The following is a 24,730-nucleotide window of genomic DNA, read 5'->3' on the forward strand; positions in this document are numbered from 1 at the left end:
GGGCGCGCCCGGCCCGGGGGCGGGCCAGGGAGTGCCCGACGCCGCGCACGGCGGCGGGAAGGAGGGTGGCGGCCAGGGCGAGCCCCGTGGACGGGGAGAACGGCAGCCCGGGGCGGGGCGCGAAGCGAGGGTCGTCGAGCAAGTGCTCCACCGCCGCACGTACCCGAGGCCCGTACACGTCCATGCCCTCGGCCAGTCTGCGGCGGACCGGAGCGCTGCGCAGGTAGGCGGAGATGTCGATGTAGAGCCGTCGGCCGATGTCAACCAGGAAGGGATCGGGGTCGGAGGTGCTGGCGGGGAATCCGGCCACCGCCCACCAGCGGGTCCACACCTGCTGGAGCATAGACAGGCCAAGCGGGGTGAAAGGTCTCAGCATGCCCTGCATGTGCCCGATCTCCATGTAGAAGCGTGGCAGGTCGGGCAGATTCTGCGGCGGCAGGGGGAAGAGGGTGGTGACGGGGCGGGACTGCAGCAGCCACAGGGTGCCGTCCCCGTCGTGGGCCCACTCGACGTCCTGCGGTGAGCCGAAGAGTGACTGGAGCCGCGTGCCGGCCGTGGCCAGTTCGGTCACCTGTCCGCGGGTGAGGCAGCCCTCGGCGCCACTCGGGACGTGTCCGGCGTCGACGGCGTAGCGGTCGGGGTCGACCGACCCGTCCACGACCCCGGTGCCCAGGCCGCGGACGGCGTCGACCACTGTTCGGGTCCGGGTTCCGGTGAGCGGGTCGGCGGTGAACATGACGCCCGCGGTGTCGGCGTCCACCATCCGCTGCACGACGACAGCCATGCCCACGTCGGCCCGGTCGATGCCGTTGGCCTCCCGGTAGGCGACCGCGCGTTCGTTGTCGAGGGAGTCCCAGCAGCGCCGGACCGCGTTCGCGACGGCGTCGGCGCCTTCGATGCCGAGGTAGGTGTCCTGCTGCCCGGCGAAGCTGGCGTCGGGCAGGTCCTCGGCGGTGGCGCTGGAGCGTACCGCTACCCGGCCGCCGCCAAGGGACCGGTAGGCCCGGGAGATCTCCTCGGCGGGTACCGACCCGGACGCGTACGCGGTGGTGGTGACGCAGAACCCGGGTGGCACCCGCTCGCCGGCTGCGGCCATCTCACCCAGGTTGGCGGCCTTTCCTCCTACGAGTGCCCCCATGTCCCGGCGGACCTCGTCCAGAGCGACGACGGTGTCCTGTGTGTCCATCAGTGGACCTTCCCGCGGGGTTCCGCTTGTGGTTACGGGCGGTTTCGATGCGGCCGCTTGCCCGCTGCCGTCCCGGAGTGGGTCTTCCCGAAGCCGGACCGGACCACCCCGGCTTCCGGCCGTTTCTTCTCCGGTCCGGGGCGGTTCCACCGGGTCGTATCGAAACCCATGTCCAAGCTCGGGGACTACATGGACGTGTAGTTTGCTATATGAACGTGTAGTCTGTTGTTATGAACTCCGCACGGCCCGCTACCGACTCCGACCTCACCGGGCGCGCCCGCATCCGCGACGCCGGCCTGGAAGTCTTCGCCGAACACGGCGTCAAGGGCGCCACCGTCCAGCTCATCGCCGCCGAGGCCGGTGTATCCACCGGCTTGATCCGCCACCACTTCGGTTCCAAAGAGGGGCTCCGCGAGGCATGCGACGCCCACGCCATCGGAACCCTGATCGACCAGGCCAGACGGGCACTGGAGGAGGACGTCTCCGCCCCCGGGTTCGCCGCCTCGATGTACCGCTCAAGCCAGGCGGGAATCCGCTATCTGGCCCGTGCACTGGTGGAGGGGTCGGCCTCCGCCGACGAGCTCTTCGAGGCGGGCGCGGACCTCGCCGAACGCTTCCTGTCCGAACACTGGCCCGACCGCTTCCCCCCGGGCTCCCCGTCCGTCAAGGACGCCGCCGCGGTCATGGGCACCATGCACCTGGGCCCGCTGGTCCTGCATGCCCAGCTGTTCGCACGGCTGGGGGCCGACGCACTCGACCCCGAACACATCCCCCGGGTCGGGGCCGCCATCGCCGCGGTCTACACGGCCGTTGGCGACTTCTTCGATGACGACCAGGGCCGGAAACTCACCGCTGCGCTGGCCGACACCGACACACCCACTGGTTCCCAGTCCTCCGAGAGGGGACCCGCATGACCACCACTGCGGTAGAGGCCGCCGAACTCGTCAAACGCTTCGGTGCCACGACCGCCCTGAACGGCCTGGACCTGCACGTGGACACCGGCGAGGTGCACGGATTCCTCGGACCCAACGGGGCAGGGAAGACCACCGCGCTGCGCGTTCTGCTGGGCCTCATGCGACACGATTCCGGCACCGTCCGCCTGCTGGGCGGCGACCCCTGGCGCCAGGGGCCCGAGCTCCACCACCGCCTGGCCTACGTGCCCGGTGACGTCACCCTTTGGCCGGGCCTGTCCGGCGGCGAGATCCTGGACCTGCTGGGCCGGATCCGCGGCGGCACCGACCCCCGGCGCCGCGCCGAACTCGTGGACCGCTTCGACCTGGACCCGCGTGTCAAGGGGCGCGCCTACTCCAAGGGCAACCGGCAGAAGGTCGCCCTGGTGGCGGCCCTGGCCGCCGACACCGAACTGCTGGTTCTGGACGAGCCCACTTCGGGGCTGGACCCGCTCATGGAGGCGGCCTTCCGGCAGACCGTCGCCGAGGAGAGGGACCGGGGGCGTACTGTCCTGCTTTCCAGCCACATCCTGTCCGAGGTCGAGGCGCTCTGCGACCGGGTGAGCATCATCCGCGCCGGACGCACGGTGGAGAGCGGGACCCTGGCCGAACTGCGCCACCTGTCCCGGATCACCGTCACCGCCGAACTCGCCGGTCCCGCTGACGGGATCGCCGACCTGCCCGGGGTCCACGAGGTGGCCGTGGAGGGTACCCGGGTGCGTTTGCAGGCCGACCCCGACGCCCTCGACGCGCTGTGCACCCGTCTGGCCAGGGCCGGTGTGCGCGACCTCTCCGCCGGCCCGCCCGCCCTGGAGGAGCTGTTCCTGCGCCACTACGCCGCGGACGCCCCTGTCGGTGCCGTGGCCGGGGATTCCCGATGAGCGCCCCCGAGAGACTGAGCGCACGTACTCGTTCGGTCCGAGCCCGGCCGGGCCGGTGGTCCGGCCGGGCTCTCGGCACGGGGCACCTCGTCCGGTTGTCCCTGCGCAGTGACCGGGCCCTGATCGCGGTCTGGACGGCCGTCACCGCCGGGGCCGTCCTGGGCGGGGCCGCGGCGGCCGAGACCACCTACCCCACGGCCCAGGACCGGGCGGACCGGTGGGAGCAGCTCCAGAGCGTGCCGATGTTCGTCCTGTTCCAGAGCAGGGCCTTCGCCGACACCGCTGAGGCTTTGGCGGTGCAGCAGGCCTTCGCCGGCGGCACCATGTGCGCTGCCCTGGGCGCGGTCCTGCTCGTCGTGCGGGGCACCCGAAGCGAGGAGTCCTCCGGGCGACGCGAACTCCTGGGCGGGTTGCCGCTCGGGCGGCACGCGGACCTGGTGGCGGCGCTGGCCGTCGCCCTGGGCGTAGGTGCCGTACTCGGGGCGGTGGTCGCCTGCGGCCTGGTCGCCTCGGGGATGCCGGTGGCCGGTTCGGTCGCCCTCGCCCTGGTCACAGCCATGGCCGTGTGGACCGGGGCGGGACTGGCCGCCCTCGCCGCCCAGCTCACCACCGGACCAGGCAGGGCGGTGGGTCTGGCCTTCGGGGCGTTCTACCTCCTGCACCTGGTCCGGGGCCTGGGGGCGATGACGGGAGAAGACGCCCTGTGGCTGACCTGGGCGACACCCCATGGTGCGTGGGAGAACCTGCGCCCCTTCGCCGACGAACAGTGGGTGGCGCTGCTCCCCGCCTTGGCCTGGATCGTCCTGACCACGGGAGCGGCCGTCCTCCTGGCCGACCGTCGCGACCTGGGAGCGGGGCTGCTGCCGGAGCGTCCCGGCCGTGCGCGCGGAGCCGGGTGGCTGCGGTCGGTACCGGCACTGACCTGGCGGCTGGACCGCACCCCGCTGGCCGGGTGGGCGGCGGCCGTCGCGGCCATGGGACTGGCGATGGGCTACGTCGGTACCGGGGCGATGGCCGAGTACGCCGACATGCCGTGGGTGCGGAGCATGGGCGCAGAACTCGCGGTGGCCCCCGCCGACACCTTCTTCACCTACGTCGTCTTCGTGTTCGTCTTCCCCGTCGCCGCGCAGGCGCTGTTCACGGCGCTGCGGATCCGCCGGGAGGAGAGCGCGGGTACGGCCGAGCTACTGCTGTCCGGTCCGACCGGGCGCGGTGCTTGGGCCCTGGCGCACGTGGGCGCTGCACTGGTCGCACCGGTGGTGCTGTTGGCGGTCCTGGGGGTGTCCGTCGGTCTGGGTACCGGGCTCGCCGGAGGGCAGGCGGGGGCCGACGTCGCCCGGTTCACCGCGTTGACCCTGTCCCTGGCCCCGGCCGTGTGGGTCGTGGTCGGAGTGGCCGTCCTGGCCCAGGGGCTGGTGCCGCGTCTGAGTGCGGCGCTGGGATGGACGGCGCTCGGTGCGGGCATCGTGACCGAGATCGCGGTGAAGGCCGGCCTGGTGCCGGAGCTGCTGTTCCTCCTGCTCTCGCCCTTCGCGCACGTCAACCCCTTCTACCGGGAGACAGCGGCCACCTACCCGCTGCTCACTGTGCTGGCCGCCGCGCTCGTGGCCGCCGGGTTGTGGGCGCTGCGCCGGAGGGATCTCCCCGTCTGAGATAGGCACGGGGATCGGCCCCGCCCTTCACGCGCCGCTATGGGGCGGGGCACTCGCCGTCACCTCCTCCAAGAAGTGCACCGCGCCGACCACCCCCTCCTCCTCCCGCACCCGGGCACCGATGAGTTCCGCGGTGTCCGCCATCTCCTCGTCGGAGACCGCGCGGCCGATCGCGGCGGCGAGTGACTCCTCTGTCATGTCCTGGCCCCGCACAGGCGGGGACGCTACCCCGGTGGCGCGGGCCCGCTGCGCCCAGAAGGGTTGGTCGCCCCAGAAGGGGCAGATCACCTGGGGGCGACCACTGGTCAGCGCCACTCCGGTGGTGCCCGCGCCGCCGTGGTGCACCACCGCGGCACAGTGCGGAAAGAGGTGTTCGTGCGGCGCCTGGCCGATGGCCAGGATGTTCTCGTGCGCGCTTTCGGGGGCGATGCCGCCCCAGCCCGTCGCGATCACCGCGCGTGCGCCCACCCGCCGGACCGCGCCGGTGAGCATCCGCCACGAAGCGGCCGGGTCCTTCGTGGGAGTACTGCTGAATCCGATGAACACGGGGGCCTCGCCCCCGTCGAGGAACGCCGCCAGCTCCGAAGACGGCTCCCAGTCCTGGTCGGGCGGAGCGAACCAGAATCCCGTCGTGCGCACGTCCGGCGGGTAGCCGACCCCGCCGGGCAGGAGGTGCCGACTGAACGCATGAAGCAGAGGCTCGCGATGGCCGTCGGGCAGATCCGGCGGGCTGTCCCGGTTCGGTCGGCCCAACCCGAGCCTCTCGCGGCGCAGGCGCAGCGCGGCACCGCGTTGGCCGCGCAGCGCCAGGGCGGCCAACCGGTAGCTGAGCCTGTTGAACGCGCTGGGCATCCAGTCCGGCCACGGCGCGCCCGGGACAGGGAAAGCTCGGGTGGGGATCCAGGACGGTTGCAGGGCGACCGGCACGGCCCGGACCCCGAGGTACTCGGCGATGTGCTGACCAGGCAGCCCTACGGTGTGGACCACGATGTCGGCGCCGTCCTCGGCTGCGTCCGCTATGTCCTCGTACACCTGGCCAGTGGCGTCCTTGATGCGCCGTAGCAGCCGAACCGTCTGCGCGGCGCCGCGCACCCCCCGGAGCCCGGTGTCCATGACACCGGCCAAATCCGGATCCGCCGTCAGCCCGGTGACCCCGTCGTCAGTGGGGTGGTAGTCGACCCCGTGGGCGGCGGCCAGCGGGGCACAGTGGGCGGGGCCGACGACACGGGCGGTGTGGCCGGAGGCCTCCAGAGCCAGGGCGAGGGCGAGGAAGGGCTGGACGTCTCCGCGTGTGCCCTGGGTAAGTAGAAGGGCTTTCATGCTCGGGTTCCTTTCACCGGGGTCAGCCCTGAGGCGACGAGGTCGATGACGAGGTCGAGGGTTTGCTGGTAGTGCTCGGGGGAGGCCAGATGTTCGGTGTTCATGGGCAGCAGCAGTACGGTCTGGAGGGCTCCCACGATCGCGGCCGGGTCGGCTCCGACCAGTTCCCCCTCGGCCTGGCGGGTGGTGACGAAGTCGTTCAGCGCGGTGATCGGGTTGTCCGGCCCAGCGGGAGGCGGCTCGGCCGAGACTTTCCGGGTGACCGCGGCAGCCTCCTCCGGGTGGGTGGCCAGGCGTCGGTAGAAGGGTTCGGTGGACAGTTCGGCGACGGTGGCGTGCAGGAAGCGGCGCAGCGCCTCCCTGGTGTCGGTCGTGCTCAGCAGGGCGTCGTCGATCACCCGTTTCTTGACCTGGCCCATCCGGCGCGTCATGAGCGCGAGGTACAGGGCCTCCTTGGAGTCGAAGAAGGCGTAGAAGGAGCTCTTGGCGATGCCCGCCGGAGCGACCAGCTCCGCCAGGGAGGTCTTGCGCAGCCCCTGGGTGGTGAACAGTTGCAGACCCGTCTCGAGAAGGAGGTCGGTGACGCGTTCCCTCTCTTCCGGGGTGAACGTGGGCGGCACGGGTGCCTTCCTCTCCTCGACAGCGTGGTCACGCGTGGTTCGTGTACACAGGTCGGCCGTACCGGGAAGGCCGTTCAGCACCGTCGTGACCCCCCTCGTGGCCGGTGACCGGCGTGATCACGGTTCCGTCGGAGTGCCCGGCTGTTGCGGCCGGGAGCGGCGCACAGCCGTTCGTGCGCGGTGCCGCGCTCCGGGGAGGCGGGTGCCGAGACAGGACCAGCGTCGACACGGCGTCTGCTGAGTCCATAAAAACAGATAGGATATTTGTTCATAGAAAAGCAGGCCGGAAGCCATGAGTCAAGGTCGGCGGCGATCGGGGCGGTGGGTCCGTTGTCGGTTTCGGGCCTACCCTCCACTACCCCTTCCAGGCACGATCACGGCGTGGAGCGGGCGCTGGCGGGGAGGGGGCGCGCCTGGGCAGCGGATCCACGGATCAGGTGCTGCTTGACCGCGGGCGGGCCCCGGGGAAGGCAGCGGATTCAACGGGGACTGCGCCGTTCGGGCCTCTTCGTGCGGTGCGGCGGGCAGGGATGCCGACCCCGGGCTTCTGCTTTGGTCTGGCTCGATCTGGCGCATAAAAACTCCCAGGTCAGAGGCCTGGGAGTGATGTCTTTCGAGTACCCGAGGGGGAGACTACCGATTCTCCTACGGCCCCAAGGTAAGTACTACCTCACCTGAGCGCCGGGTCCGTCTGGTCACCGAGTTCGACCTGCCGGGCGGTGACCTGTGATGGAATTTTCCCGCTGGTCCCGCTGGTCCCGCTGGACAACCAGCGTCTCTGTTCTGATGCTGGCCGTGATCGGTTCCGGTAGGCCGTTGTTTCCTACTCGCATACGAACTTGCCCTGCGGGGGGACGTCGGTCTGCGCCGTGGAGACGGTCCCGCCCTGCTCCGATGGCTCCTCGACCTGGTCGCCGCCCCGGAACGCGATCCCGCGAGTCATCAGGTCCGGCCGGACCAGCATCGTTGCCGGAGTCGTGCGTGTCACAGGCTGCGACGGGCATCAGTGGGCGGGGATTCGAGGTCGAGGAGATACGCGTCGACCGCGTCGTCGACGCACTCGCTGCCGCCGAGGAGGTAGGCGCCGTGCTGCTTGCCGTCGACGGTGAGCAGGCTTCCGCCGAGGGCTTGCGCCATCGCGATGCCGCCCTCGTGCGGCGTCGCGGGATCGCCGGTGACCGACACGACGAGCGTCTCGGGGAGGCCTTCGACATCGTCGAGCCAGGGCTCGTCACGCGTGGGCGGCGCAGGCCACGCCTCGCACTCGCTGTGGTAGGTCCCCGCCGTGAACACGTCGAGGTCGAACATCGGCGCGACTTCCCCGATCTCGCGTGCGAGAGCGGTCTGCTCCTCGGGCGTCAGACGGGGCGAGTCCATACAGCGCACGGCGATGTTCGTGTCCATGTCCGTGCCGTAGGCGCCGTCCGCCGTGCGGGCGTAGAAGGTGTCGCGCAGGGCGAGCATCTCGTCGGCGTTCCCTGCCTCAAGCGCGGTCAGGGCGGAGATGATTTCGGGCCAGTTCGCTTCGGAGTACAGCCCACTGCTGATGCCGAGGTAAACGTCCCAGACGCTCACGTCCCGGCCTTCGGTGGTCGCCGCTGGTGTCTCGACAAGCGGTTGAACGATCTCGTGCAGGCGATCGTTCGCGGCGGCGGGGTCGGGGCCGAGGACGCAGTCGGACGATTCGGCACAGAGCGCGGAGAGGTCGTCGAACCGGGCCTGCAAGCCGGTGAATGAGGAGCGGCGGAACTCGCTCGCCGTCAGGTCGGGAGCGACGGCCCCGTCCAGCACGATCGCGCGGACCTTCTCGGGGTAGGCCGCGGCGTACATGGCGCCGAGCTCGGAGCCGTAGCTGTAGCCGAGATGGGTCAACTGGTCGTCGCCGAGCACCTCCCGTATGACGTCCATGTCGCGTACGACGTTCGTGGACCCGGCGTTCACAAGGTTCGCGACGCCGCCGGAGCCGTCGGCGCAGCGCTCCGCGAGCTCGACCGTCTCCTCGGCGCTCGTGATGTCGTACACCGCACCGAACCGCGGCACGTCGCCTGCGTCGTACTCCTCGTCGGTGTAGCAGTCGAGGGGCCGGGGTCGACGACCCGATCCCCCGGGGATCGAAGCCGACGACATCGAAGCGCTCGGCGACGGGGCCGGCCTGCCACAGGGGCACGGTCGACGCCACGAGGTTGGTGCCGGAGCCTCCAGGGCCTCCCGGGTTGATCAGCCGCGAGCCCTCGGACTCGCCCGTGGCGGGGAGGCGCATGAGCGCGATGTGCGCCCTCTCGCCCTCCGGCTCGTCGTAGTCGAGCGGTACCTCGACCGAGGCGCACTCGAGCGCGGGGTTCGCGAACAGCTCGGCGTCCGCCGCGCTCGTCGCGGTGTCCTGGCACCCGGCCCAGTCGAGCTCTTGCCCGAGGTAGGTGCCCAGGTCCGAATCCTCGCCGGAGTCCGGTGGAGGAGAGGCGGACGTGCAGCCGGCGAGTAGGAGGAGTACCGGCGTGGCGGCCGCGGCGAGCCCGGTCGCGAGGCGCCGGGATCGACGAGATCGCCGTGCACGGGCTCCGCTCGGTGACCCTCGCCCGGATCGCCGCACGCACCGGCTTGGCCATCGGGAGTATCCGTTACTACTTCGGCGACACCGTCCGCGAGGTCATGCGCTTCACACTCGGCGTCCTCATGCAGCGCGTCGCGCGACGGGACACGACGATGTCCGAGGATCCGGCGACGCGGATCGCGGATGTGATCGCCTTTGCCGCGCCGACCAGCGAGCAGGAGCGCAAGGAGAACATCGCCCTCGTCGAATACCGCGTCATGGCGCGCACGGACCCGGAGCTGGCGGCAGATATCACCGCGACGTCCCACGAGGCTGTGGAAATGGTCCGCTCGCTGTTGCGTGAAGCGCTGGCCGACCGCGCTATCGACGAGGAGTCGCTACACCGCGAGGCGCTCCTGCTGTTCGCCCTGATCGAGGGCTACTCGTTCAGTTCGGCGCTGTACTCCGCCCCGTTGCGCGAGACGGACGTCCGTGCCGTCGTGACGGCGACCATGCAACGTCTGCGCGACGCCTGTCCGCCTTCCGAACAAGCCGTCGAGGGAGCGGCCGCAGATCCTGAGGCCGCCGAGGAGTCACGGAGCTACAGCTAGCACTTCATCAACACAACGCTCATGTCCGAGCTCTTAGAGGAAGTCGACTTCCCCCGCCGTGTACCCGAGCAGGTCGCCGCATGTCGTGCGGAAGGACCGAAGCTCAGGTACGACCCGGTCGAACAGACCCTGAGTGCCGATGCTGAGGGGGAGGGTGGGAAAACGAAAGATCCCAGGACGCAGGGGCCTGGGATCCAATGACGATGCATCATTATGCAATGCTATGCATTTTTAAGTGTCCGAGGGGGGACTTCAACCATTCCCCCAAATGGGGAAAATCCCCTGACCCTGTCCACCGAACTGGCGCTGGACGGGCGGTGACCTGCGATGGATACTTCTTGCTGGTCCCGCTGGACCACCATTGTCTCTGTTCTGATCCTAGCGCTGATCGCAGCCGTCGTCAGCTATTCCCACATGTACGAGCTGGCACTCCGCCATGGCGAACCTGAGTGGCGCGCGGCTCTGTTTCCCCTGTCAGTCGACGGCATGATCGTCGCCTCCTCCATGACACTGCTGAGCGATGCCCGTAACGGCCGCAAGGGTGGTCTCTTGCCTTGGGCGCTGTTGATCATCGGGTCCGGCGCCTCCCTGGCGGCCAACGTCGCCGTCGCTGACCCCACCATGTGGTCGCGCATCATCCACGCCTGGCCCTCATTCGCCCTGATCGGTGCGTACGAGCTGCTCATGCGCGAGTTCCGTGCCAACGCCTCTGGCGTACGCAGTACTCACGCCGGGCGTACGCCCGGCGAAGACGCAGCATCCGACGGCGTGGGGAGTAACGGTGCGACTTCTGAGACAACAGAGTCGTTTGGACAGGAGCAGGAACGGCGGCATCTGCACGTGGTGCCTACGCAGAACTCTTCGCCTGAACCGGTCGTCACGGAACGCGTGGACCACTCGGTGATGATCCCGCAGGTGCAACGCGAGGCCTGGGATTGGGCATTGGAGAACCGTCGTGAGGATGGCTCCTTGCCCACTGGCAAGCAGATCGCGGAAGCATGCGGGCACAAGCCTCGCTGGGGTCGCTTGATCAAGCAGTGGGGGCGTGAGGGCAAATTCGATCACGCAGCCGCGTGAGAAGGGGATACAGCGGGTGTCGCCACGGTGACCTGGGGTTCGCCTTGGGTGAGAGGGTGCCGGTCTTGTCGAAGGCCACCTAGACTATGCAACCACGGTTACAGTAACAATGGTTGCAACCCAGTGAGGGGGTCTGAAATGTCCAAGAAGGCAGGCACATGGTGTCTGTTGTCCTACCGAATGCCCCGCGAACCGTCGTCACCACGGATCGCCGTGTGGCGCAAGCTCAAACGACTCGGCGTCGCTCAGATCGGAGATGGTCTGGTCGGTCTCCCCTCTGACGCCCGAACCCGAGAGCACATCGACTGGATTGCCCAAGAGATCGAGGAGAACGGAGGTACTGCCTTGGTCTGGTTGGCGCAACCGACCTCACTCTCCCAAGAACGCCGACTGGCGACCGAGATGTCCCGCGCCCGCGCCCTCGAATACCGCGCCGTCCTCAACGCGGCCACGGAGGGCGACACGCTGACCGGAGGCGCCCGCACCCGTTTGGTCCGCAACCTCCGCGCCGAACTGCGACGCATCGAGCGCCGCGACTACTTCCCACCCCCCGAACGCGACCAGGCCCGCCTGAGCGTGCAACACCTGGCCGCGGCCGACCACGACTTGAAACCGATTCAGGAGGAACACCGGTGAAATGGTCCACCCGGGCCGGAGTCCACATCGATCGGGCAGCTTGCGCCTGGTTGATCTCCCGCCAGATCGACCCCGACGCCGAATTCGTCTTCGTCGACGCCCCTGAGGAGGTGCCCGCAGACGCGACCCCGTTCGACATGCGAGGCGTCGACCTGGGACACCACGGAGACGATTGCAGTTTCGAAACCATCCTCAAGCGGTACGAGCTGACGGACCCTGTGCTGTGGCGCATCGGCCAGATCGTGCACGAGGCCGATCTGGACGACGAACGCTATGACGCCCCCGAGGCACCCGGACTAGACGTGATCCTGCGTGGTCTGTCCATGATCGGAGACGACGAGGACACGTTGCGGGTCAGCGACCCCATCTTCGATGGGCTCCATACCTACTTCACCCGTGCCGTACTTCTGGGAAGAGAACCCGCGTGAGCACGGACGAGACTCCGCCCTCTACATCATCGTCATCCACCCCTGCCGCAGCCCCGTCCTCGTCACAGGACCTCGTCCCCTTCCGCACCGCCCTGCGCGCCTGGTTCCTGATCTCCTTGCAGACCTTCGGCGGTCCAGCCGGGCAGATCGCCGTCATGCAGCGCACCCTCGTCGAGGACCACCGTTGGATCGGTCAGCAACGGTTCAACCACGCCCTCAACTTCTGCATGATCCTGCCCGGCCCCGAAGCCCAGCAGCTGGCCGTCTACGTCGGATGGCTACTCAACGGACTGCGCGGCGCCATCAGCGCCGGCGTCCTGTTCGTGTTGCCCGGCATGGTGGCCCTACTGGCTCTGTCCGGCCTCTACGTGGCCTTCGGAGAGACCACGGCGATCAACGCGGTGTTCGCCGGACTGGCACCCGCGGTCCTGGCGATCATCGTCCAAGCCGTCATCCGCGTCTCCCGACGTTCCCTGATCCACCCGATCCTGATCGTCTTCGCCGTCGCCTCGTTCGCGGCCCTGACCTTCTTCTCCATGCCCTTCCCGTTGGTGATCGCGCTCGCGGCACTGGCCGGGTGGCTTGTGGGAAGGCTCAAGCCCGCTCTTCTGACAACCCCCCGTCACGATGACACTGCGGGCCCGCCGCCCGTCGTCTCCGACGAGGACCTGCACCACGAGTCCCCGAGCATCCGCAGATCGGCCAAGGTCATGGTCATAGGCGTGACGCTATGGCTCCTGCCCGTCGCAGCCGTGGCCCTGTTCACCGGCGCCTCGGGGGTCCTCACGACACAAGGGCTGTTCTTTTCGGGAACCGCGCTGGTCACCTTCGGTGGAGCCTACGCCGTTCTGGCCTTCGTCGCCCAGCGCGCCGTGGAGACCTATGCCTGGCTAGCCCCAGGGGAGATGGTGCGGGGGTTGGCCCTGGCCGAGAGCACCCCCGGGCCACTCATTATGGTGGTGCAGTTCGTGGCGTTCCTGGGTGCCTTCCGCAACCCCGGGGTCCTGGACCCCTGGGTGGCAGGTGTTCTCGCGTCGTTGTTGACCACTTGGGTGACCTTCACACCCTCATTCCTGTTCATCCTGCTCGGAGCCCCCTACATCGAGCGCCTGCGCAACAACAGATCCCTGTCTGCGGCCTTGACCGGCGTCACAGCTGCCGTCGTCGGTGTCATCGCCAATCTGGCCTTGTACTTCGCCTTGAACACCTTGTTCACGGCCACAACCGTGCATGCCTGGGGCCTGCGTCCGTCACTGTGCCCGACCCGTCCTCGCTGGAGCCGGTGACCCTGGCGCTCCTGACGATCGCCGTGGTGCTGACCTTCGTCGTTAAATGGCCGATACTCCGGGTTCTGGGAGTGTGCGCTCTCCTCGGGTTGTGCACAGCACTGCTGCCCTGGTGAACAGGAATACGTCCCTTGGAGAAGAGGGTGGTGACCCGGACCTCGTTCATCATGGGGGTTTGATCGCCGCGACAGCGAACGTGCGCACCGTACTTCTGAGGTCCTTTCACAGGCACGGCCCCGCATCGCTTTACAGGCACGGCCCCGCATCGCTGCGAAACTGAGTTCCTAGTCGCTCTTGCGTGCACTACTGCAAGGCACCCACGTGAAAAGGTGGTCGGCCCTCTCAACGAGAGGGCCGACTCACCCCTACCTCGTGCCCGCGATTCGCGAAACCACGGAACTCACGCAGTTGCCAATTCACCCGCATGCGGGCTCATCGTGTCCAGGCGCGTTCGCGCAACAGTCGGATGCCGTTGAGAGCGACGATGACGGTGGATCCCTCGTGCCCCGCCACGGCCAGCGCTAGTGGCAGTGTGGCCACCAGGTCCCAGGTCACGAGCACCACGATGAAGGTGCCCGCGATGCACAGGTTGGCGATCACGAAGCGGCGTGCCCGCCGGGACAGGGCGATCAAGCTGGGCAGGGTCGACAGGTCGTCGCGCACCACGATGGCGTCGGAGGTGTCCAGGGCCAGGTCCGAGCCGCGCCGACCCATGGCCACACCGGTGGTGGCTGCGGCCATCGCGGGGGCGTCGTTGACCCCGTCGCCCACCAGAAGCGTCCGGTGGCCCTCGTTCTCCTTGTCCTTGATCAGCGCTGCCTTGTCCTGTGGCAGCAGGTCGGCGTGCACGTGTTCGATACCGGTCGCTCCTGCCACGTGCGCTGCCGTGGCGGCGTTGTCCCCGGTCAGCAGGTGCACAGGCCGGGCGGTGAGGCCACCCACGTCGGCCACGGTCCGGGCGGCCTCGGGTCGTACAGCGTCGGCCAGGGTGATCCGGCCCCGTACCTCTCCGTCGACGCGGACGAGGACCTGTGTGCTCGCCGGGCCGTCGGGTTCGGCCGGGGCCCGTTCGACGCGGACCTCGGACCCGTTCACGGTCGCGCTCACCCCGACCCCGGGCAGGGAGGTGAAGTCCTCCACTGACGAGGGTGCCGCCATACCCTGCTGATCCGCATGGGCGCAGATCGCGCGGGCCAGGGGGTGTTCGCTGTTGCGTTCCGCGGCAGCGGCCGGGGCCAGGACCTCCTCGGCGGTGTGACCCGGTTCGGGCGCCACCCCGGTGACCTGCGGCTCTCCCTGGGTGAGCGTGCCGGTCTTGTCGAAGGCCACCAGGTCGGCGCGCCCGATCTGTTCCATGACGGTGGCGGACTTGACCAGGACGCCATGGCGGCCGGCGTTGGAGATCGAGGCCAGCAGCGGCGGCATGGTGGACAGCACCACCGCGCAGGGGGAAGCCACGATCATGAAGATGATCGCGCGCAGCAGCGCTTCTTCGAAGGTGTGCTCGAAGAAGAGCATCGGCACGGTCAGCACCAGGAGGGTGCCCACGACCACACCGAACGAGTAGCGCTGCTCGATCCTTTCGATGAACATCTGGGTCCGGGCCTTGGTGGCTGAGGCCTCCTCGACCAGGGTCACGATCCGGGCGATCACCGACTCGCCTGCGGGACGATCCATGCGCACACGTAGGGCTCCGGTGCCGTTGATCGTGCCCGAGAGCACCTCTTCGCCCTCACCGCGAGGGACGGGCACCGACTCGCCGGTGACGGCCTGGTGATCGACCTCGCTGCTCCCGTCGATGACGGTTCCGTCGGCGCTCACGCGCTCGCCGGGGCGCACCAGGATCGTGTCGCCGACCTGGAGCTCGGAGGTCTCGACGGTCTCCTCGTGCTCACCGTCCGCGGTGGTGTTCAGGCGTACGGCGCGTTCGGGGGCCAGGTTCAGCAGGGCGCTGACCGAGTCGGCCGTGCGTTGGGTGACCACGGCCTCCAACGCGCCGGAGGTGGCGAAGATGACGATGAGCAGTGCGCCGTCGAAGACCTGGCCGATGGAGGCCGCGGCGATGGCGGCCACGATCATCAGCAGGTCCACGTCCAGGGTGCGTTCCTTGAGGGAGCGCAGACCGGACAGGGCCGAGTCCCACCCGCCGGTGATGTAGCAGGCCATGTACAGGCTCCACCACACCCAGGCGGGGGCGCCCAGGAGCTGGGTTGCCCATCCGATGAGGAACAGGGCCAGTGCAGCGGCGGCCCAGCGCACCTCGGTTAGTTGGACGCCGGTGGCCAGGAGCGAGGGCGGTTGGACCTGGGCGCGCTCAGCGGCGGAGACGGTGGTGGCCGCGGTGGCGGTCATTTCTGCTCGTTCTGGCTCGGGTCGGTGTTGCGGGGGGCCGCAGCACCGGCGCGGGCGTGTGCGGGTTCGACCTCCAAGGCGTGCTCGGCTTGGAAGACGGCATCGGCGACCAGCTTGCGAGCGTGCTCGTTGGCCAGGCTGTAGTACATCCGGTTGCCCTCACGGCGGCAGGACACGACCCGGCCGATGCGGAGTTTGGCCAGGTGTTGGGAGATCGCGGGACCAGGCTTGCCGAGGCGTTCGGCCAGTTCGTTCACCGACAGCTCACCGCCGCGCAGGGCCAGGATGATGCGTACCCGGGTGGCGTCGGCGAGCAGGGTGAGCATCTCCACGGCGTACTCGACGTAGGGACTGCTCTCATCAAGGCTGCACTTATTCGCATCTGCGTTCATACGCAGATACTAAACTATGGTGTGGCTTCCGGCTAGTTCAGAGTGAAGCTTGCGGGGGTGCGGTCGGCGAGTTCGTAGCTGTATCGCTGTTCCCGGGTGGACACCGCCCTCTCCTGTCGCGCGATCTTGCGTCTCCCACACCGTTTGCGGTGCACGGGACCTCGGCGCGTTCATGGGGTGCGGGCGCCGCAGCCGATCCGAGACGTCCCGGTCGGCAGGGCTGGCCCTGGCAGGGCCAGGCTCCCGGTTATGAGCAGCGGCGCGGCAGGCAAGGAGCGCCGGCTACCGTCCGATCTGCTTTGCCCCACAGCCGTGGCCCCAGGTTTCGGGTCGGCCAAGGCTCTCAGTGGCTTGGCCGATGCAACCGGGAGCTCCGACCAGGGTCTCCCCGGACAGCGGCGGCGAAGGTGGTCGGCCAGCTTCAGATGAGCAGGAGCGCCGAAAGATGGTGCAACTGGAAGCAGCTGGAGGCCATGCTGCTGGAGGCTACCCCGGTGCTTCCCACAAGAGCGGGCCCGGCCACGGGGTTGCGTGAGGGCGCTTGACCCAGAAGCGCTTGTACCCGTTCCACCACATGCGCATCGACCAGAGTCAGATGCCAGGACGGGCGGGGGCCGGGAGCGGCCAGGGCCACGCGGGCGATGGTGTGCGCGACCAGTTCGCGGTTGTCTGTCGCCTTCGCCGCGTCCTCGTCCGCCCAACGCTCCAACGACAGGCGCAGGGACTTCTGCAAGGTGTTCAACGGCGGAAAGACCGCCGCTGCCAGTGCTCCGAGGGTCGTGTAGATGTGGTGCCGGTGGCGCAGGTGCGAATGCTCGTGCCGAAACACCACCTGGAGCTGTTCTCGGCTCAGCAGGCGCATCAGGCCTCGGGAGACCAGCACGCCCCCGTGGCGCCCGGCCACGGCCAGGGCAATCGGTCGTTCCTGCCCCGTGATGTTCTCAGGGGTGTCGCGTACGACCCGGATGTCTCTGTATATCCCGATGCCCAGACGGACCGTTCCGTACAGTCCGACACTGAGCACGGTCAGGGCCATGACCCCCAGGGGGAGCTAGACAGGGCCGTGGTCGATGAGGAACCGCCCTGCGCTGCCCCAGGAGAGGACCGCGCCGGTCGACAGGAACCCGGCGACGAAGACAGCCGAGATGAACAGGATGGTGCTCAACACGGCCAAGGCCGTCGAGACTCCGGAGATGACCAGAATGCGGGCGGACCAGGACGGGTGCAGGGGCAGGGGCTTCCACCCCAACAGCAGACTCAGAAGCGTCAGGATGAAGACCGGAGCGAAGGTCGGCCAGGTCACGGCTCCTCCTTGTGACGGTCCAAGAGCGCGCGCAGGGCCTGCTCCTCTGTCGGGCTCAGGCCGTGGACGAACTGGTTGAGTACGTCGGGCGGGTTGCTGGCCACGCGCAGGGAGTCGAACATGCGCCCGGCGACGAGTTCGGATTCGTCCACGACCAAGCGGTAGACGAAAGCCCGGCCACGTTGGCGGCGCTCGACCATGTTCTTGTCCAAGAGCCGGAACAGAACGGTGTTGACCGTGGTGTAGGCGGGATCCCCTTCGAGCTTCTCCCGGAGTTCCCCTGTGGACAGGTGCCCCTCGGCACCGGCCAGCACCGCCAGCACTTCGGCCTCCAACTGCCCCAGTCTCTTGCGTGACATCCCCATCCTCGAAACCTGTGCTGCCCGACGCCATCGATTCGGTCTCACACGGTGCCCCTGTCGGTGCGGCGGCGCCGGTTGCCCGGACACGGTGCGCTCATTGCTTGAAACCGATGTGCAGGTGATCCTCGTGCACGGTATCGGTGAAGGTCGTCCCGTGCCCATTGCTCAGCACCCAAGGGCCGCCCACCTCGGTGGCGCCCAGACTCAGCGCGCTCTTCATCAGGTTACCCGCAGGACCATCGCGGCCGGCTTGGCGATGATCGGAGACGGTGACGCCGTCGATGGCCCAGATGTCGACGGCGCGGCCATGGGTGTGGTTGCTTACCGAAGAGCTGTCGAAGACGTTGACGGGGTGGCCGGTGGCCAGGGCGGCCACCGAGAGCGTGTGATCGGCGGACAACTCCAGCAACATGGTCAGCAACCGTTCGTCGATGCGGTCCTCTTCGATGTCCTGCTCTGAGCTGTCGGGCAGTTCGATGTCCTCGGATTGCAGGACCTCGGTGGCGGGGTCGTCGCTCTCCGGCTCTTCCAGGGGCCCGGCCTCGGGGGAGGACCAAGGGGGCTGTGTTGGAACGGCGGGCTGGGATCCGCCCATCGAGGCGATCTCTGTGACCTCCCAGTTCTGCTCGTCCCTGGTCAGTCTCAGGTCGACGACACGGGTCATGGCCCCCACGGACTCCCCGCTCAGGAGGCTGAGTCGTGTGATGGCCATGATGGATGCCTGGTCCTCGGTCAACCCACCCAGTTGCGGGTAGACGACCTCAGCGGCACCAGCGGAGTCATCGACTTCGGGGAAGAGGTCGTCGGTGACGGCCTCGGTGCCCATATCGGCTTGCTGGAGCCGGTCCCGGGCGGCCTCAGCCGTACCCTGATCGGCCTCGTAGTTGAAGGTGGCCTCCAGGAAGTCCACGGCGGCTCGCTTGACACCCACTGCGGGTTCGTCCTCGGCGACCTCGTAGGCGGCGACCTCGGGAAGAGCGGGAGCGGGCGAGGGCTCCTCTTCCTCGGGAGGATCGGGCGGGGGCGTGGTGGTACAGGCCGTCAGCAGGATTCCGACGGCGTCCACCGCCAGGGCCGAGAACGGGAACCAGCGCGTTCTCCCTGGTGTGCGGCGGGTCAACGAGACCGTCGGGGGCATGCCGGTCATGAAACAACTTTCTGTCGGAGTGCTCGGTAGTCCTGAGAGCAGGCGGATTCGGAAGACAAGGGGGTGCTGCCGCACGAGGCGACGCGGGCCCGACCGGCCACGGACCGAACTGGGACGGGCGCTCGGTCTTCACCGCGGCCACCTGCTGGCCCTTGCGCTGCAAAGGCGCGATCGTCCCTGAAGTCCCTCTGTCCGGACCAGAGTGATCACAGCCCGCGCTGCGCGGCGCAGCCATGGCTCAGCTCCCCTCCGTGGACACCTCGTGCAGGTACATCCAGCAGCTAGCTACTACATTAGTGATAGATGCTTCGGGATGCTTTACCTGTGCTGGCCAGGCCTTTCGCTCTCGCAAGGTGCTCCCTTCGGTCGGCGGGCACAGCTTACTATTACATTTGTAGTAGATTGTGGTCATGTCTTCGCCAACGCCACCGGTGTCGCTGCGCGCCATGGAACTCGCCGACGTGCCCACGGCGGTCCGCTTGCACCGCACGAACCTGCCCACGGGCTTCTTCGTCGAACTGGGCGACCGCTTTCTGCGGCGCTACTATCGGACCTTCCTGACCAGCCCCGCTGCCGTCGCCCTCGTCGCCGAGGTCGAGGGCACGATGGTCGGATTCCTGGTGGGATCCACCGACGAGGTCGCACACCATCGCCACACGATCGACCTGAGCCGTTGGGGACTGGCCCGGGTCGGCGCGACCGCCCTGCTGGCGCGCCCCGAACTCACCGCCCACTTCATGCGTACCCGCGCGCGCCGTTACCTGCGGGGCATCCGCCGCAGAACTGCGCCCACCACTGCTGCGGAGGGCGAGCCCGTGCGCACCGGCGTGCTCAGCCACATCGCCGTGGACGAACCGGGGCGGGGCGCAGGTGTGGGAACCGCTCTGGTGGAGGGGTTCGTTCGCATCGCGGCCGTGCACGGCGTGGAACAGCTGCGGCTGTACACCGGACCGGGTAACGACACCGCCCGGAACTTCTACAAGCGCCGGGGCTGGCGCGAACACACCGTCCAACACGACCTCGATAACAAGCCCTGGGTGCCTTTCACCCTGGACCTGTGACCCCCGCCCCGGCAGCCCGTCCCGGAACCGGGGCCGATCAGCGAAGCAGATGCCCCATGGCCCACGAAGGAGCCGACATCGACCAGGAGCGCGACGCCGCCCCCGCCGGACGTGAGCCCGACGCCACCGGCACCGGCACCCGACCACCCACGACGGACACCGGACTGGTGCGGTCCGGCGTGGTCATGGCCATGGGAACGACAGCCTCGCGCCTGACCGGGTTCGCGCGAACCCTGGTCCTGGCCGCAGCGGTGGGCACTCAACTGCTCGGCGACGCCTACAACACCGCCAACACCCTGTCCTTCATCGTCTACGACCTGCTCATCGGCGGCCTGATGGCCAGCGTGATCGTCCCCTTCCTCGTGCGACGGCGCACAACCGACGCCGATGGCGGACGGGCCACCGAGAACCGGCTCTTGACCTGCGCGCTTGTGCTCTTGGCGATGATCAGTACCGTCGCGGTACTGCTGGCCGAGCCCATCATCAGCCTCTATGCCGGTGGATTCACCGACACACAGCACGAGGTCGCCGTCCTTCTCGGGCGCTACCTACTCGCGTAGATCTTCTTCATCGGGCTCAGCGGGTTGACGAGCGCCATGCTCAACGCTCGCCATCATTTCGCCGCCCCCGCCTGGACCCCGGTTCTGAACAACCTGGTCATCATCGCGGTGGGCGGAGCCTTCCTCTGGCTCGCCGGCCCGCACCGCACCCCCGAGACCATCACCGAGACCGAAATCGCCCTCCTGGGAGCAGGGACCGCAGCCGGGGTCGCGACCCAGGCCCTGGTGCTGCAGGTCGCTCTGTGGCGAGCGGGCTTTCGCTGGCGTCCCCGCCTGGACCTGAAAGGTTCGGGGCTCGGGGAGGCTCTGCGCGCCGCCGGGTGGATGTTTCTGCTGGTGTGCACCATGCAGGCAGGGTTCCTCCTCACCGCCAACCTGGCCAACCGTGCCGGGGCGACGGCCGCCCAGGAGAGCGGGGCCGGCGCCGGTCTCACCGCCTACAACTACGCCTACCAGCTCTTCCAACTGCCCTACGCGATCATCGCCGTATCGGTGATCACCGTTCTTCTGCCGCGCATGAGCGCGCACGCCGTGGACAAGGACTGGGCGCGGGTCCGCGCGGATTTCTCCCGAGGACTGCGTGGCCCTTCGGCGCTCCTGGTTCCTCTCGCTCTCGCCCTGGTGGTCTACGCCGAGCCCTTGTGCGTGGCGGTGTTCGCTCGCGGCAACACCTCGGTCGCCGACGCCCAGATCATCGCCTCTGTACTGACGGTGTTCGCCCTGGGGCTCCTACCCTTTACCGCTTACCAACTTCTCCTGCGTGTCTTCTACGCCACCGGCGACACGCGCACCCCAGCCCTGCTGTCGATCGCCAACGTCACCGTGCACGCGCTCATCGCTGTGCCCGCCTATGTCCTGTTGCCCTCGCACCAGGTGGTGGCAGGTATCGCGGCCGGGTTCATGCTCTCCTACGTCGCCGGTCTGGTGTGGGGCGGTTTGATTTTGGCGCGGCGCCTGGGGGGATTGGACGCCCGGCGCACCGTCGCAGCCGTCGTCAAGCTGCACCTGATCGCCGCTCCCGGGGCGCTGGCCGCATGGGCGATGCAGACCTTCTGGGTGGGCGACACCTCCGGCTTTGTCCTCACCCACCTTGTAGGACCCCTGGCAGGCTGCACGGTGGCCGCAACGCTGTACCTCGTAGCGGGTCATGTACTGCGGGTCGAAGAGGTCCAAGCCCTGGGTGACCAGGTGCGCAGCGCACTGCGCACCCGGCGCCGTCAGCGCTGACCGCACGATGTGAGCCCGGATCGCCCGCCCGCGAGCTGCCGGCCACGCCCGGCAGGCTGGTCGCTGGTCGGAGCCACCACACGACCATCCCGCCAGTGCGCATGTCGTCCCCGGCCCTTGCAGAGCCACAGGCGGGCGGGATCAGACTCTGGATGAGCTGGACGGTTCACCGACCTCGGATCCCTCGTCCTTCGGGGTGAAGCCTCCCGCCTTGCCGATCAGTACCAAACTCAGCGAGGCCACACCGCCCAGGGCTGCGAGCGCGAGCCAGGGCACCGTGGTCGAGAGCGGTGCGCCGAGTTCCAAGCCTGCGCCGACCAGAAAGTTGCCCAGGGTGATGCCGATCCCGGAGACGGTGTTGTACAGCCCGTAGTGCGTGGCCACCAGGCGATTGCCAGCGAGCCGAACGACCGTGTCCATCTCCATCGGGTAGACCAGCATCGCCCCGAGACTGAGCAGACCCACCGTGACCATGGCTGGAGCAACGATGAGCGCGGCCACCACCGGCCCTGGCATCGTCGAGTCGCTCAGGGCGGCGCTGATCGGCGGGGTCGCCAGGATCGGCAGGAACGCCAGCGCCATGACAGCCAGCCCCCGGGGGAGCGCCTGGGCAGGGCCCCAGCGGCCTTTGGCCCAATCGGTGATGCGCACCTGGCCGGCGATCGCGACCAGCGCCGAGACCGCGAACAGCGACGCCACGGCGATGTCACCGGCGGTCGAGCCCATGCCCGCGGCTGCGACGGCATCCTGCACGGCCAGCGGGATGGCCAGGTACACCTGGAAGTTCAGCACGTAGGAACCGACCATGGCCACGGTGAAGATCACGAAGGGGCGGTTGGTGGCCACGCTGCGCCAGTCGGCCAGCACCCCGGTGATACCCGCGCGTTGCTCGCTTGCCGGGGCGCGTCGAACCGGCAGAGCACGGGCCTGCAGGACGGTCAGGACCAGGAACAGCGCGGCGGCGACACTGGCCACGACCGAGAAGTTCACCGTGATCAGCGCCATGCCGATCAGGGGGCCGATAAGGATGCCCGTCTGGTAGAAGACGTTGAACAGGGCGAATGCTTCCAACCGCCGCTCACCGGCATCCTGGGCCAGATAGGCGCGCACCGCCGGGTTGAACAACGCACCGGCAAAGCCCGTCGCCGCCGAGGCCAGCAGAAGCATCACCAGTGAGTCGGCGAACCCCAGAGCGGCGAAGCCGACGGTGCGCAAGGCGCAGCCGGCCAGGATGGCCGGCTTGTAGCCGAGTCGGTCGGCGATACTGCCGCCCACCAGGAACATGCCCTGCTGGCTGAGGTTGCGCACGCCCAGAATGAGCCCGACCGTCGCCACCGTCATGCCTACGCTGTTGGTGAGGTGAAAGGCCAGGTAGGGCATGAGCATGTAGAAACCGGTGTTGATGGTCAACTGGTTGAGCATCAACAGCTGAATGCTGGTCTCGAAGCTGCGCAGCCGCTTCCACGTCGTGATCATCGCTCTCCCCCCGCCATGTCGGCCGGGACCTCGTCTGCCTGCCTGGGGTTGACCACGCCACTACAGCGGGTCCAGCGCGTCACCGTGCGTTGTGTGGTGTGGGCGATCTCGTCAGGTTCGTCGAGCACCGGCGCTTCGAGCAGTCCGTGCTCGTGGCAGTAGTCGTCGTTGAAGACGGTGTCGAAGTAGCGCTCGGGCCCATCAGGGAAGACGGCGACGATACGTTCGGCCTTGGGGCGCACGCGGGAGAGCCACCGGGCCACTGTGGAAACCGCGCCGACGCTCCAGCCGCCGCTGGTGTAGTGCGAGACCGCCAACGAGCGGCTCGCCTGCACGGCTTGGGCCGCATCCACCCAGTGCACCTCGTCAAAGGCCTCGTAGTCGACGTTGCGCGGGTAGATGCTGCTGCCCAGCCCGCGCATGAGGCGCTTCTGGGCGGGCTGGCCGAAGATGGTGGAGCCCACCGTGTCCACCCCTACGACTTTGAGGTTCGGGAAGAACTCGCGCAGAGCGCGGGACACACCGGCTGAGTGGCCACCGGTGCCGACGCTCGTCACCAGCGTGTCGATGCGGCCGATCTGGGCGATGAGTTCGTGGGCCAGCGAGGTGTAGGCCGCGACGTTGTCGGGGTTGTTGTACTGATCCGGGCAGTAGGCACCGTTCTCTGCAGCCAGGAGTTCTGCCACACGGTCGCACCTGGCCTGTTGCCACCCTCCGGTCGGATGGGGCTCGGTAACGGTGTGCACGGTGGCGCCGTAGGCGGTCAGCAGACGCCGCATCAGCGGCTCCATGCCCGGGTCGGACACCAACGACACCGGGTGACCATAAGTAATGCCGGCCAGAGCGAGCCCGAGCCCGAGGGTGCCGCTCGTGGACTCGACAATCGTCGCGCCCGGGGCGAGTTCGCCGCGTTGGCGCGCGCATTCGATCATGTGCAGCGCGGGGCGATCCTTGATGCCGCCTGGATTGTGGCCTTCGAGCTTGGCCCAGAACCCCTGACGGGGTTCACAGAGCGGCGCTCCGATCCACAGCATCGGGGTGTTGCCGACAACGCCCGCAGGTGTGTGCTGGGGCATGGTTGACGGGGTGGTCAGAAGCCCCCCTGGGCTGATTTCGGGCACAGGAGCACTCAAAGTGTTGGTCTGCATAGCCTTCTCTCATAAGCCGCGCCTATGTGGAGGCGCGTTGGTGGAGGGGCCGCGTGCCGGATGGGCGGCGCGGCCGGCCCGGTCCCGGGGTGGTTAACGGGTAACGCGGGGCGCGGGAGTGGGCGGGCGTCATGGTCCTCGGGTCAGTGCGTCGCTCCGCGGACACGGCAAGGGCGCCTACACTCGCTGGCGAGCGTTCGTGGCCAGGTCACGATGCCTCGTCGGCTCGCTGTGATCACGGCCTGTATGTGCATGGCCCAGATACTACAAATGTAATTGTTGTGTGTCCCCGGTGTTGCGACAGTGGCTTGGATGATTTGAGTCACCGGCCAAACACCGGGGGTGCTCCGTAGTGCTCTCCCGATGGGTGAGCGCACTCGCTCCTTCGTTGACCGCTAATCTGCATGCCTGGTCGGTTCCGACGCCTGTATGCGGTCGTTCGCGCAGTTGGCCCGAAAGGCCAGACGGGACGAGCGGGCGCTGCGGCATGCACCGCTGGTAGCGGGAGTGCCCCCTGCCTCGCTG

22 protein-coding genes and 1 pseudogene are annotated in these 24,730 nt (G+C 68.4%); 10 read left to right on the plus strand and 13 right to left on the minus strand.

From position 1 onward, the window contains the following. Positions 1 to 1,186 (minus strand): PEP/pyruvate-binding domain-containing protein (locus tag ACYVD1_RS28685; RefSeq protein WP_460777630.1); only part of this gene is annotated, 1,186 nt, incomplete at its 3' end. A gap of 230 nt (positions 1,187 to 1,416) precedes the next feature. On the opposite strand from ACYVD1_RS28685, the gene ACYVD1_RS28690 reads away from it, so the two are divergent. From ACYVD1_RS28690 to ACYVD1_RS28700, 3 genes are read left to right on the plus strand one after another with little or no spacing between them, the layout of a single operon-like run. After that, complete coding sequence (locus tag ACYVD1_RS28690) at positions 1,417 to 2,100, plus strand: TetR/AcrR family transcriptional regulator (RefSeq protein WP_460777632.1); 684 nt, start codon at positions 1,417 to 1,419, stop codon at positions 2,098 to 2,100. Then, positions 2,097 to 3,017, plus strand: coding sequence for an ABC transporter ATP-binding protein (locus ACYVD1_RS28695; RefSeq protein WP_460777633.1), 921 nt, complete (start codon positions 2,097 to 2,099; stop codon positions 3,015 to 3,017). Before ACYVD1_RS28690 ends, ACYVD1_RS28695 begins: the two co-directional genes overlap by 4 nt. Then, entirely contained in the window at positions 3,014 to 4,669 is a 1,656-nt protein-coding gene (locus ACYVD1_RS28700) for an antibiotic ABC transporter (protein WP_460777634.1), read from the plus strand. The genes ACYVD1_RS28695 and ACYVD1_RS28700 overlap by 4 nt, the downstream gene beginning before the upstream one ends. A 27-nt stretch (positions 4,670 to 4,696) precedes the next feature. Here the strand turns inward: ACYVD1_RS28700 and ACYVD1_RS28705 are convergent, their stop codons facing one another. The 4 genes from ACYVD1_RS28705 to ACYVD1_RS28720 all read right to left on the minus strand — a co-directional run bounded on the left by ACYVD1_RS28705 (position 4,697) and on the right by ACYVD1_RS28720 (position 8,736). Further along, positions 4,697 to 5,989, minus strand: a complete 1,293-nt coding sequence (locus tag ACYVD1_RS28705) for a glycosyltransferase (RefSeq protein ID WP_460777635.1) — start codon at positions 5,987 to 5,989, stop codon at positions 4,697 to 4,699. Beyond that, the gene (locus ACYVD1_RS28710) at positions 5,986 to 6,609 is read right to left on the minus strand and encodes a TetR/AcrR family transcriptional regulator (RefSeq protein WP_460777636.1); all 624 of its coding nucleotides are present in this window, start codon (positions 6,607 to 6,609) and stop codon (positions 5,986 to 5,988) included. The genes ACYVD1_RS28705 and ACYVD1_RS28710 overlap by 4 nt, the downstream gene beginning before the upstream one ends. Before the next feature lie 823 nt (positions 6,610 to 7,432). Continuing rightward, entirely contained in the window at positions 7,433 to 7,597 is a 165-nt protein-coding gene (locus ACYVD1_RS28715) for a hypothetical protein (protein ID WP_460777637.1), read from the minus strand. After that, positions 7,594 to 8,736, minus strand: coding sequence for an alpha/beta hydrolase (locus tag ACYVD1_RS28720; RefSeq protein ID WP_460777638.1), 1,143 nt, complete (start codon positions 8,734 to 8,736; stop codon positions 7,594 to 7,596). Before ACYVD1_RS28720 ends, ACYVD1_RS28715 begins: the two co-directional genes overlap by 4 nt. A 420-nt stretch (positions 8,737 to 9,156) precedes the next feature. Here ACYVD1_RS28720 and ACYVD1_RS28725 point away from each other — a divergent pair, with 420 nt between their 5' ends. The 5 genes from ACYVD1_RS28725 (at position 9,157) to chrA (ending at position 13,177) form a co-directional block, all read left to right on the plus strand. Next, positions 9,157 to 9,750: a TetR family transcriptional regulator C-terminal domain-containing protein gene (locus ACYVD1_RS28725; protein WP_460777639.1), complete on the plus strand. Its 594-nt coding sequence runs from the start codon at positions 9,157 to 9,159 to the stop codon at positions 9,748 to 9,750. Between the two features lie 327 nt (positions 9,751 to 10,077). Next, positions 10,078 to 10,827, plus strand: coding sequence for a DUF2637 domain-containing protein (locus tag ACYVD1_RS28730; protein ID WP_460777640.1), 750 nt, complete (start codon positions 10,078 to 10,080; stop codon positions 10,825 to 10,827). Between the two features lie 180 nt (positions 10,828 to 11,007). Further along, a complete protein-coding gene (locus ACYVD1_RS28735; RefSeq protein ID WP_460777641.1) occupies positions 11,008 to 11,463 on the plus strand; it encodes a Chromate resistance protein ChrB in 456 nt (151 codons plus the stop codon). Next, the gene (locus tag ACYVD1_RS28740; RefSeq protein WP_460777642.1) at positions 11,460 to 11,891 is read left to right on the plus strand and encodes a chromate resistance protein ChrB domain-containing protein; all 432 of its coding nucleotides are present in this window, start codon (positions 11,460 to 11,462) and stop codon (positions 11,889 to 11,891) included. The genes ACYVD1_RS28735 and ACYVD1_RS28740 overlap by 4 nt, the downstream gene beginning before the upstream one ends. Then, positions 11,888 to 13,177: a chromate efflux transporter gene (chrA, locus tag ACYVD1_RS28745; RefSeq protein ID WP_460777643.1), complete on the plus strand. Its 1,290-nt coding sequence runs from the start codon at positions 11,888 to 11,890 to the stop codon at positions 13,175 to 13,177. The genes ACYVD1_RS28740 and chrA overlap by 4 nt, the downstream gene beginning before the upstream one ends. Positions 13,178 to 13,609: 432 nt before the next feature. Here the strand turns inward: chrA and ACYVD1_RS28750 are convergent, their stop codons facing one another. The 6 genes from ACYVD1_RS28750 to ACYVD1_RS28775 all read right to left on the minus strand — a co-directional run bounded on the left by ACYVD1_RS28750 (position 13,610) and on the right by ACYVD1_RS28775 (position 18,733). Then, complete coding sequence (locus ACYVD1_RS28750) at positions 13,610 to 15,529, minus strand: heavy metal translocating P-type ATPase (RefSeq protein WP_460777644.1); 1,920 nt, start codon at positions 15,527 to 15,529, stop codon at positions 13,610 to 13,612. Beyond that, positions 15,526 to 15,921, minus strand: coding sequence for an ArsR/SmtB family transcription factor (locus ACYVD1_RS28755; RefSeq protein ID WP_460777645.1), 396 nt, complete (start codon positions 15,919 to 15,921; stop codon positions 15,526 to 15,528). Before ACYVD1_RS28755 ends, ACYVD1_RS28750 begins: the two co-directional genes overlap by 4 nt. 421 nt (positions 15,922 to 16,342) lie before the next feature. Continuing rightward, positions 16,343 to 16,957 (minus strand): M56 family metallopeptidase, encoded by a 615-nt coding sequence (locus ACYVD1_RS28760; RefSeq protein ID WP_460777646.1) that lies wholly within the window; start codon positions 16,955 to 16,957, stop codon positions 16,343 to 16,345. A gap of 15 nt (positions 16,958 to 16,972) precedes the next feature. Continuing rightward, positions 16,973 to 17,224, minus strand: coding sequence for a hypothetical protein (locus tag ACYVD1_RS28765; RefSeq protein WP_460777647.1), 252 nt, complete (start codon positions 17,222 to 17,224; stop codon positions 16,973 to 16,975). Beyond that, positions 17,221 to 17,583: a BlaI/MecI/CopY family transcriptional regulator gene (locus ACYVD1_RS28770; protein ID WP_460777648.1), complete on the minus strand. Its 363-nt coding sequence runs from the start codon at positions 17,581 to 17,583 to the stop codon at positions 17,221 to 17,223. Before ACYVD1_RS28770 ends, ACYVD1_RS28765 begins: the two co-directional genes overlap by 4 nt. A 97-nt stretch (positions 17,584 to 17,680) precedes the next feature. Then, on the minus strand, positions 17,681 to 18,733 hold the full coding sequence (locus tag ACYVD1_RS28775; RefSeq protein WP_460777649.1) for a hypothetical protein: 1,053 nt from the start codon (positions 18,731 to 18,733) through the stop codon (positions 17,681 to 17,683). A 410-nt stretch (positions 18,734 to 19,143) separates the two neighbouring features. On the opposite strand from ACYVD1_RS28775, the gene ACYVD1_RS28780 reads away from it, so the two are divergent. Both ACYVD1_RS28780 and murJ read left to right on the plus strand, forming a co-directional pair. Further along, positions 19,144 to 19,794, plus strand: coding sequence for a GNAT family N-acetyltransferase (locus ACYVD1_RS28780; protein WP_460777650.1), 651 nt, complete (start codon positions 19,144 to 19,146; stop codon positions 19,792 to 19,794). Between the two features lie 191 nt (positions 19,795 to 19,985). After that, positions 19,986 to 21,581: pseudogene (murJ, locus tag ACYVD1_RS28785) on the plus strand (murein biosynthesis integral membrane protein MurJ). A 141-nt stretch (positions 21,582 to 21,722) separates the two neighbouring features. On the opposite strand, the gene ACYVD1_RS28790 reads toward murJ, so the two are convergent. Both ACYVD1_RS28790 and ACYVD1_RS28795 read right to left on the minus strand, forming a co-directional pair. Further along, on the minus strand, positions 21,723 to 23,057 hold the full coding sequence (locus tag ACYVD1_RS28790; protein WP_460777651.1) for an MFS transporter: 1,335 nt from the start codon (positions 23,055 to 23,057) through the stop codon (positions 21,723 to 21,725). After that, complete coding sequence (locus ACYVD1_RS28795) at positions 23,054 to 24,133, minus strand: PLP-dependent cysteine synthase family protein (RefSeq protein ID WP_460777652.1); 1,080 nt, start codon at positions 24,131 to 24,133, stop codon at positions 23,054 to 23,056. Before ACYVD1_RS28795 ends, ACYVD1_RS28790 begins: the two co-directional genes overlap by 4 nt. Between the last annotated feature and the right edge of the window lie 597 nt (positions 24,134 to 24,730).

The organism is Nocardiopsis nanhaiensis (assembly GCF_054778635.1).

What these genes read in the sequence shown, in the direction of transcription:
- ACYVD1_RS28690 (WP_460777632.1), top strand. Translation starts at nt 1,417, where the DNA reads ATGAACTCCGCACGGCCCGCTACCGACTCCGACCTCACCGGGCGCGCC.
- ACYVD1_RS28695 (WP_460777633.1), top strand. Translation starts at nt 2,097, where the DNA reads ATGACCACCACTGCGGTAGAGGCCGCCGAACTCGTCAAACGCTTCGGT.
- ACYVD1_RS28700 (WP_460777634.1), top strand. Translation starts at nt 3,014, where the DNA reads ATGAGCGCCCCCGAGAGACTGAGCGCACGTACTCGTTCGGTCCGAGCC.
- ACYVD1_RS28705 (WP_460777635.1), bottom strand. Translation starts at nt 5,989, where the DNA reads ATGAAAGCCCTTCTACTTACCCAGGGCACACGCGGAGACGTCCAGCCC.
- ACYVD1_RS28720 (WP_460777638.1), bottom strand. Translation starts at nt 8,736, where the DNA reads ATGTCGTCGGCTTCGATCCCCGGGGGATCGGGTCGTCGACCCCGGCCC.
- ACYVD1_RS28730 (WP_460777640.1), top strand. Translation starts at nt 10,078, where the DNA reads ATGGATACTTCTTGCTGGTCCCGCTGGACCACCATTGTCTCTGTTCTG.
- ACYVD1_RS28735 (WP_460777641.1), top strand. Translation starts at nt 11,008, where the DNA reads ATGCCCCGCGAACCGTCGTCACCACGGATCGCCGTGTGGCGCAAGCTC.
- ACYVD1_RS28750 (WP_460777644.1), bottom strand. Translation starts at nt 15,529, where the DNA reads ATGACCGCCACCGCGGCCACCACCGTCTCCGCCGCTGAGCGCGCCCAG.
- ACYVD1_RS28755 (WP_460777645.1), bottom strand. Translation starts at nt 15,921, where the DNA reads ATGAACGCAGATGCGAATAAGTGCAGCCTTGATGAGAGCAGTCCCTAC.
- ACYVD1_RS28760 (WP_460777646.1), bottom strand. Translation starts at nt 16,957, where the DNA reads ATGGCCCTGACCGTGCTCAGTGTCGGACTGTACGGAACGGTCCGTCTG.
- ACYVD1_RS28770 (WP_460777648.1), bottom strand. Translation starts at nt 17,583, where the DNA reads ATGTCACGCAAGAGACTGGGGCAGTTGGAGGCCGAAGTGCTGGCGGTG.
- ACYVD1_RS28775 (WP_460777649.1), bottom strand. Translation starts at nt 18,733, where the DNA reads ATGACCGGCATGCCCCCGACGGTCTCGTTGACCCGCCGCACACCAGGG.
- ACYVD1_RS28780 (WP_460777650.1), top strand. Translation starts at nt 19,144, where the DNA reads ATGTCTTCGCCAACGCCACCGGTGTCGCTGCGCGCCATGGAACTCGCC.
- ACYVD1_RS28790 (WP_460777651.1), bottom strand. Translation starts at nt 23,057, where the DNA reads ATGATCACGACGTGGAAGCGGCTGCGCAGCTTCGAGACCAGCATTCAG.
- ACYVD1_RS28795 (WP_460777652.1), bottom strand. Translation starts at nt 24,133, where the DNA reads ATGCCCCAGCACACACCTGCGGGCGTTGTCGGCAACACCCCGATGCTG.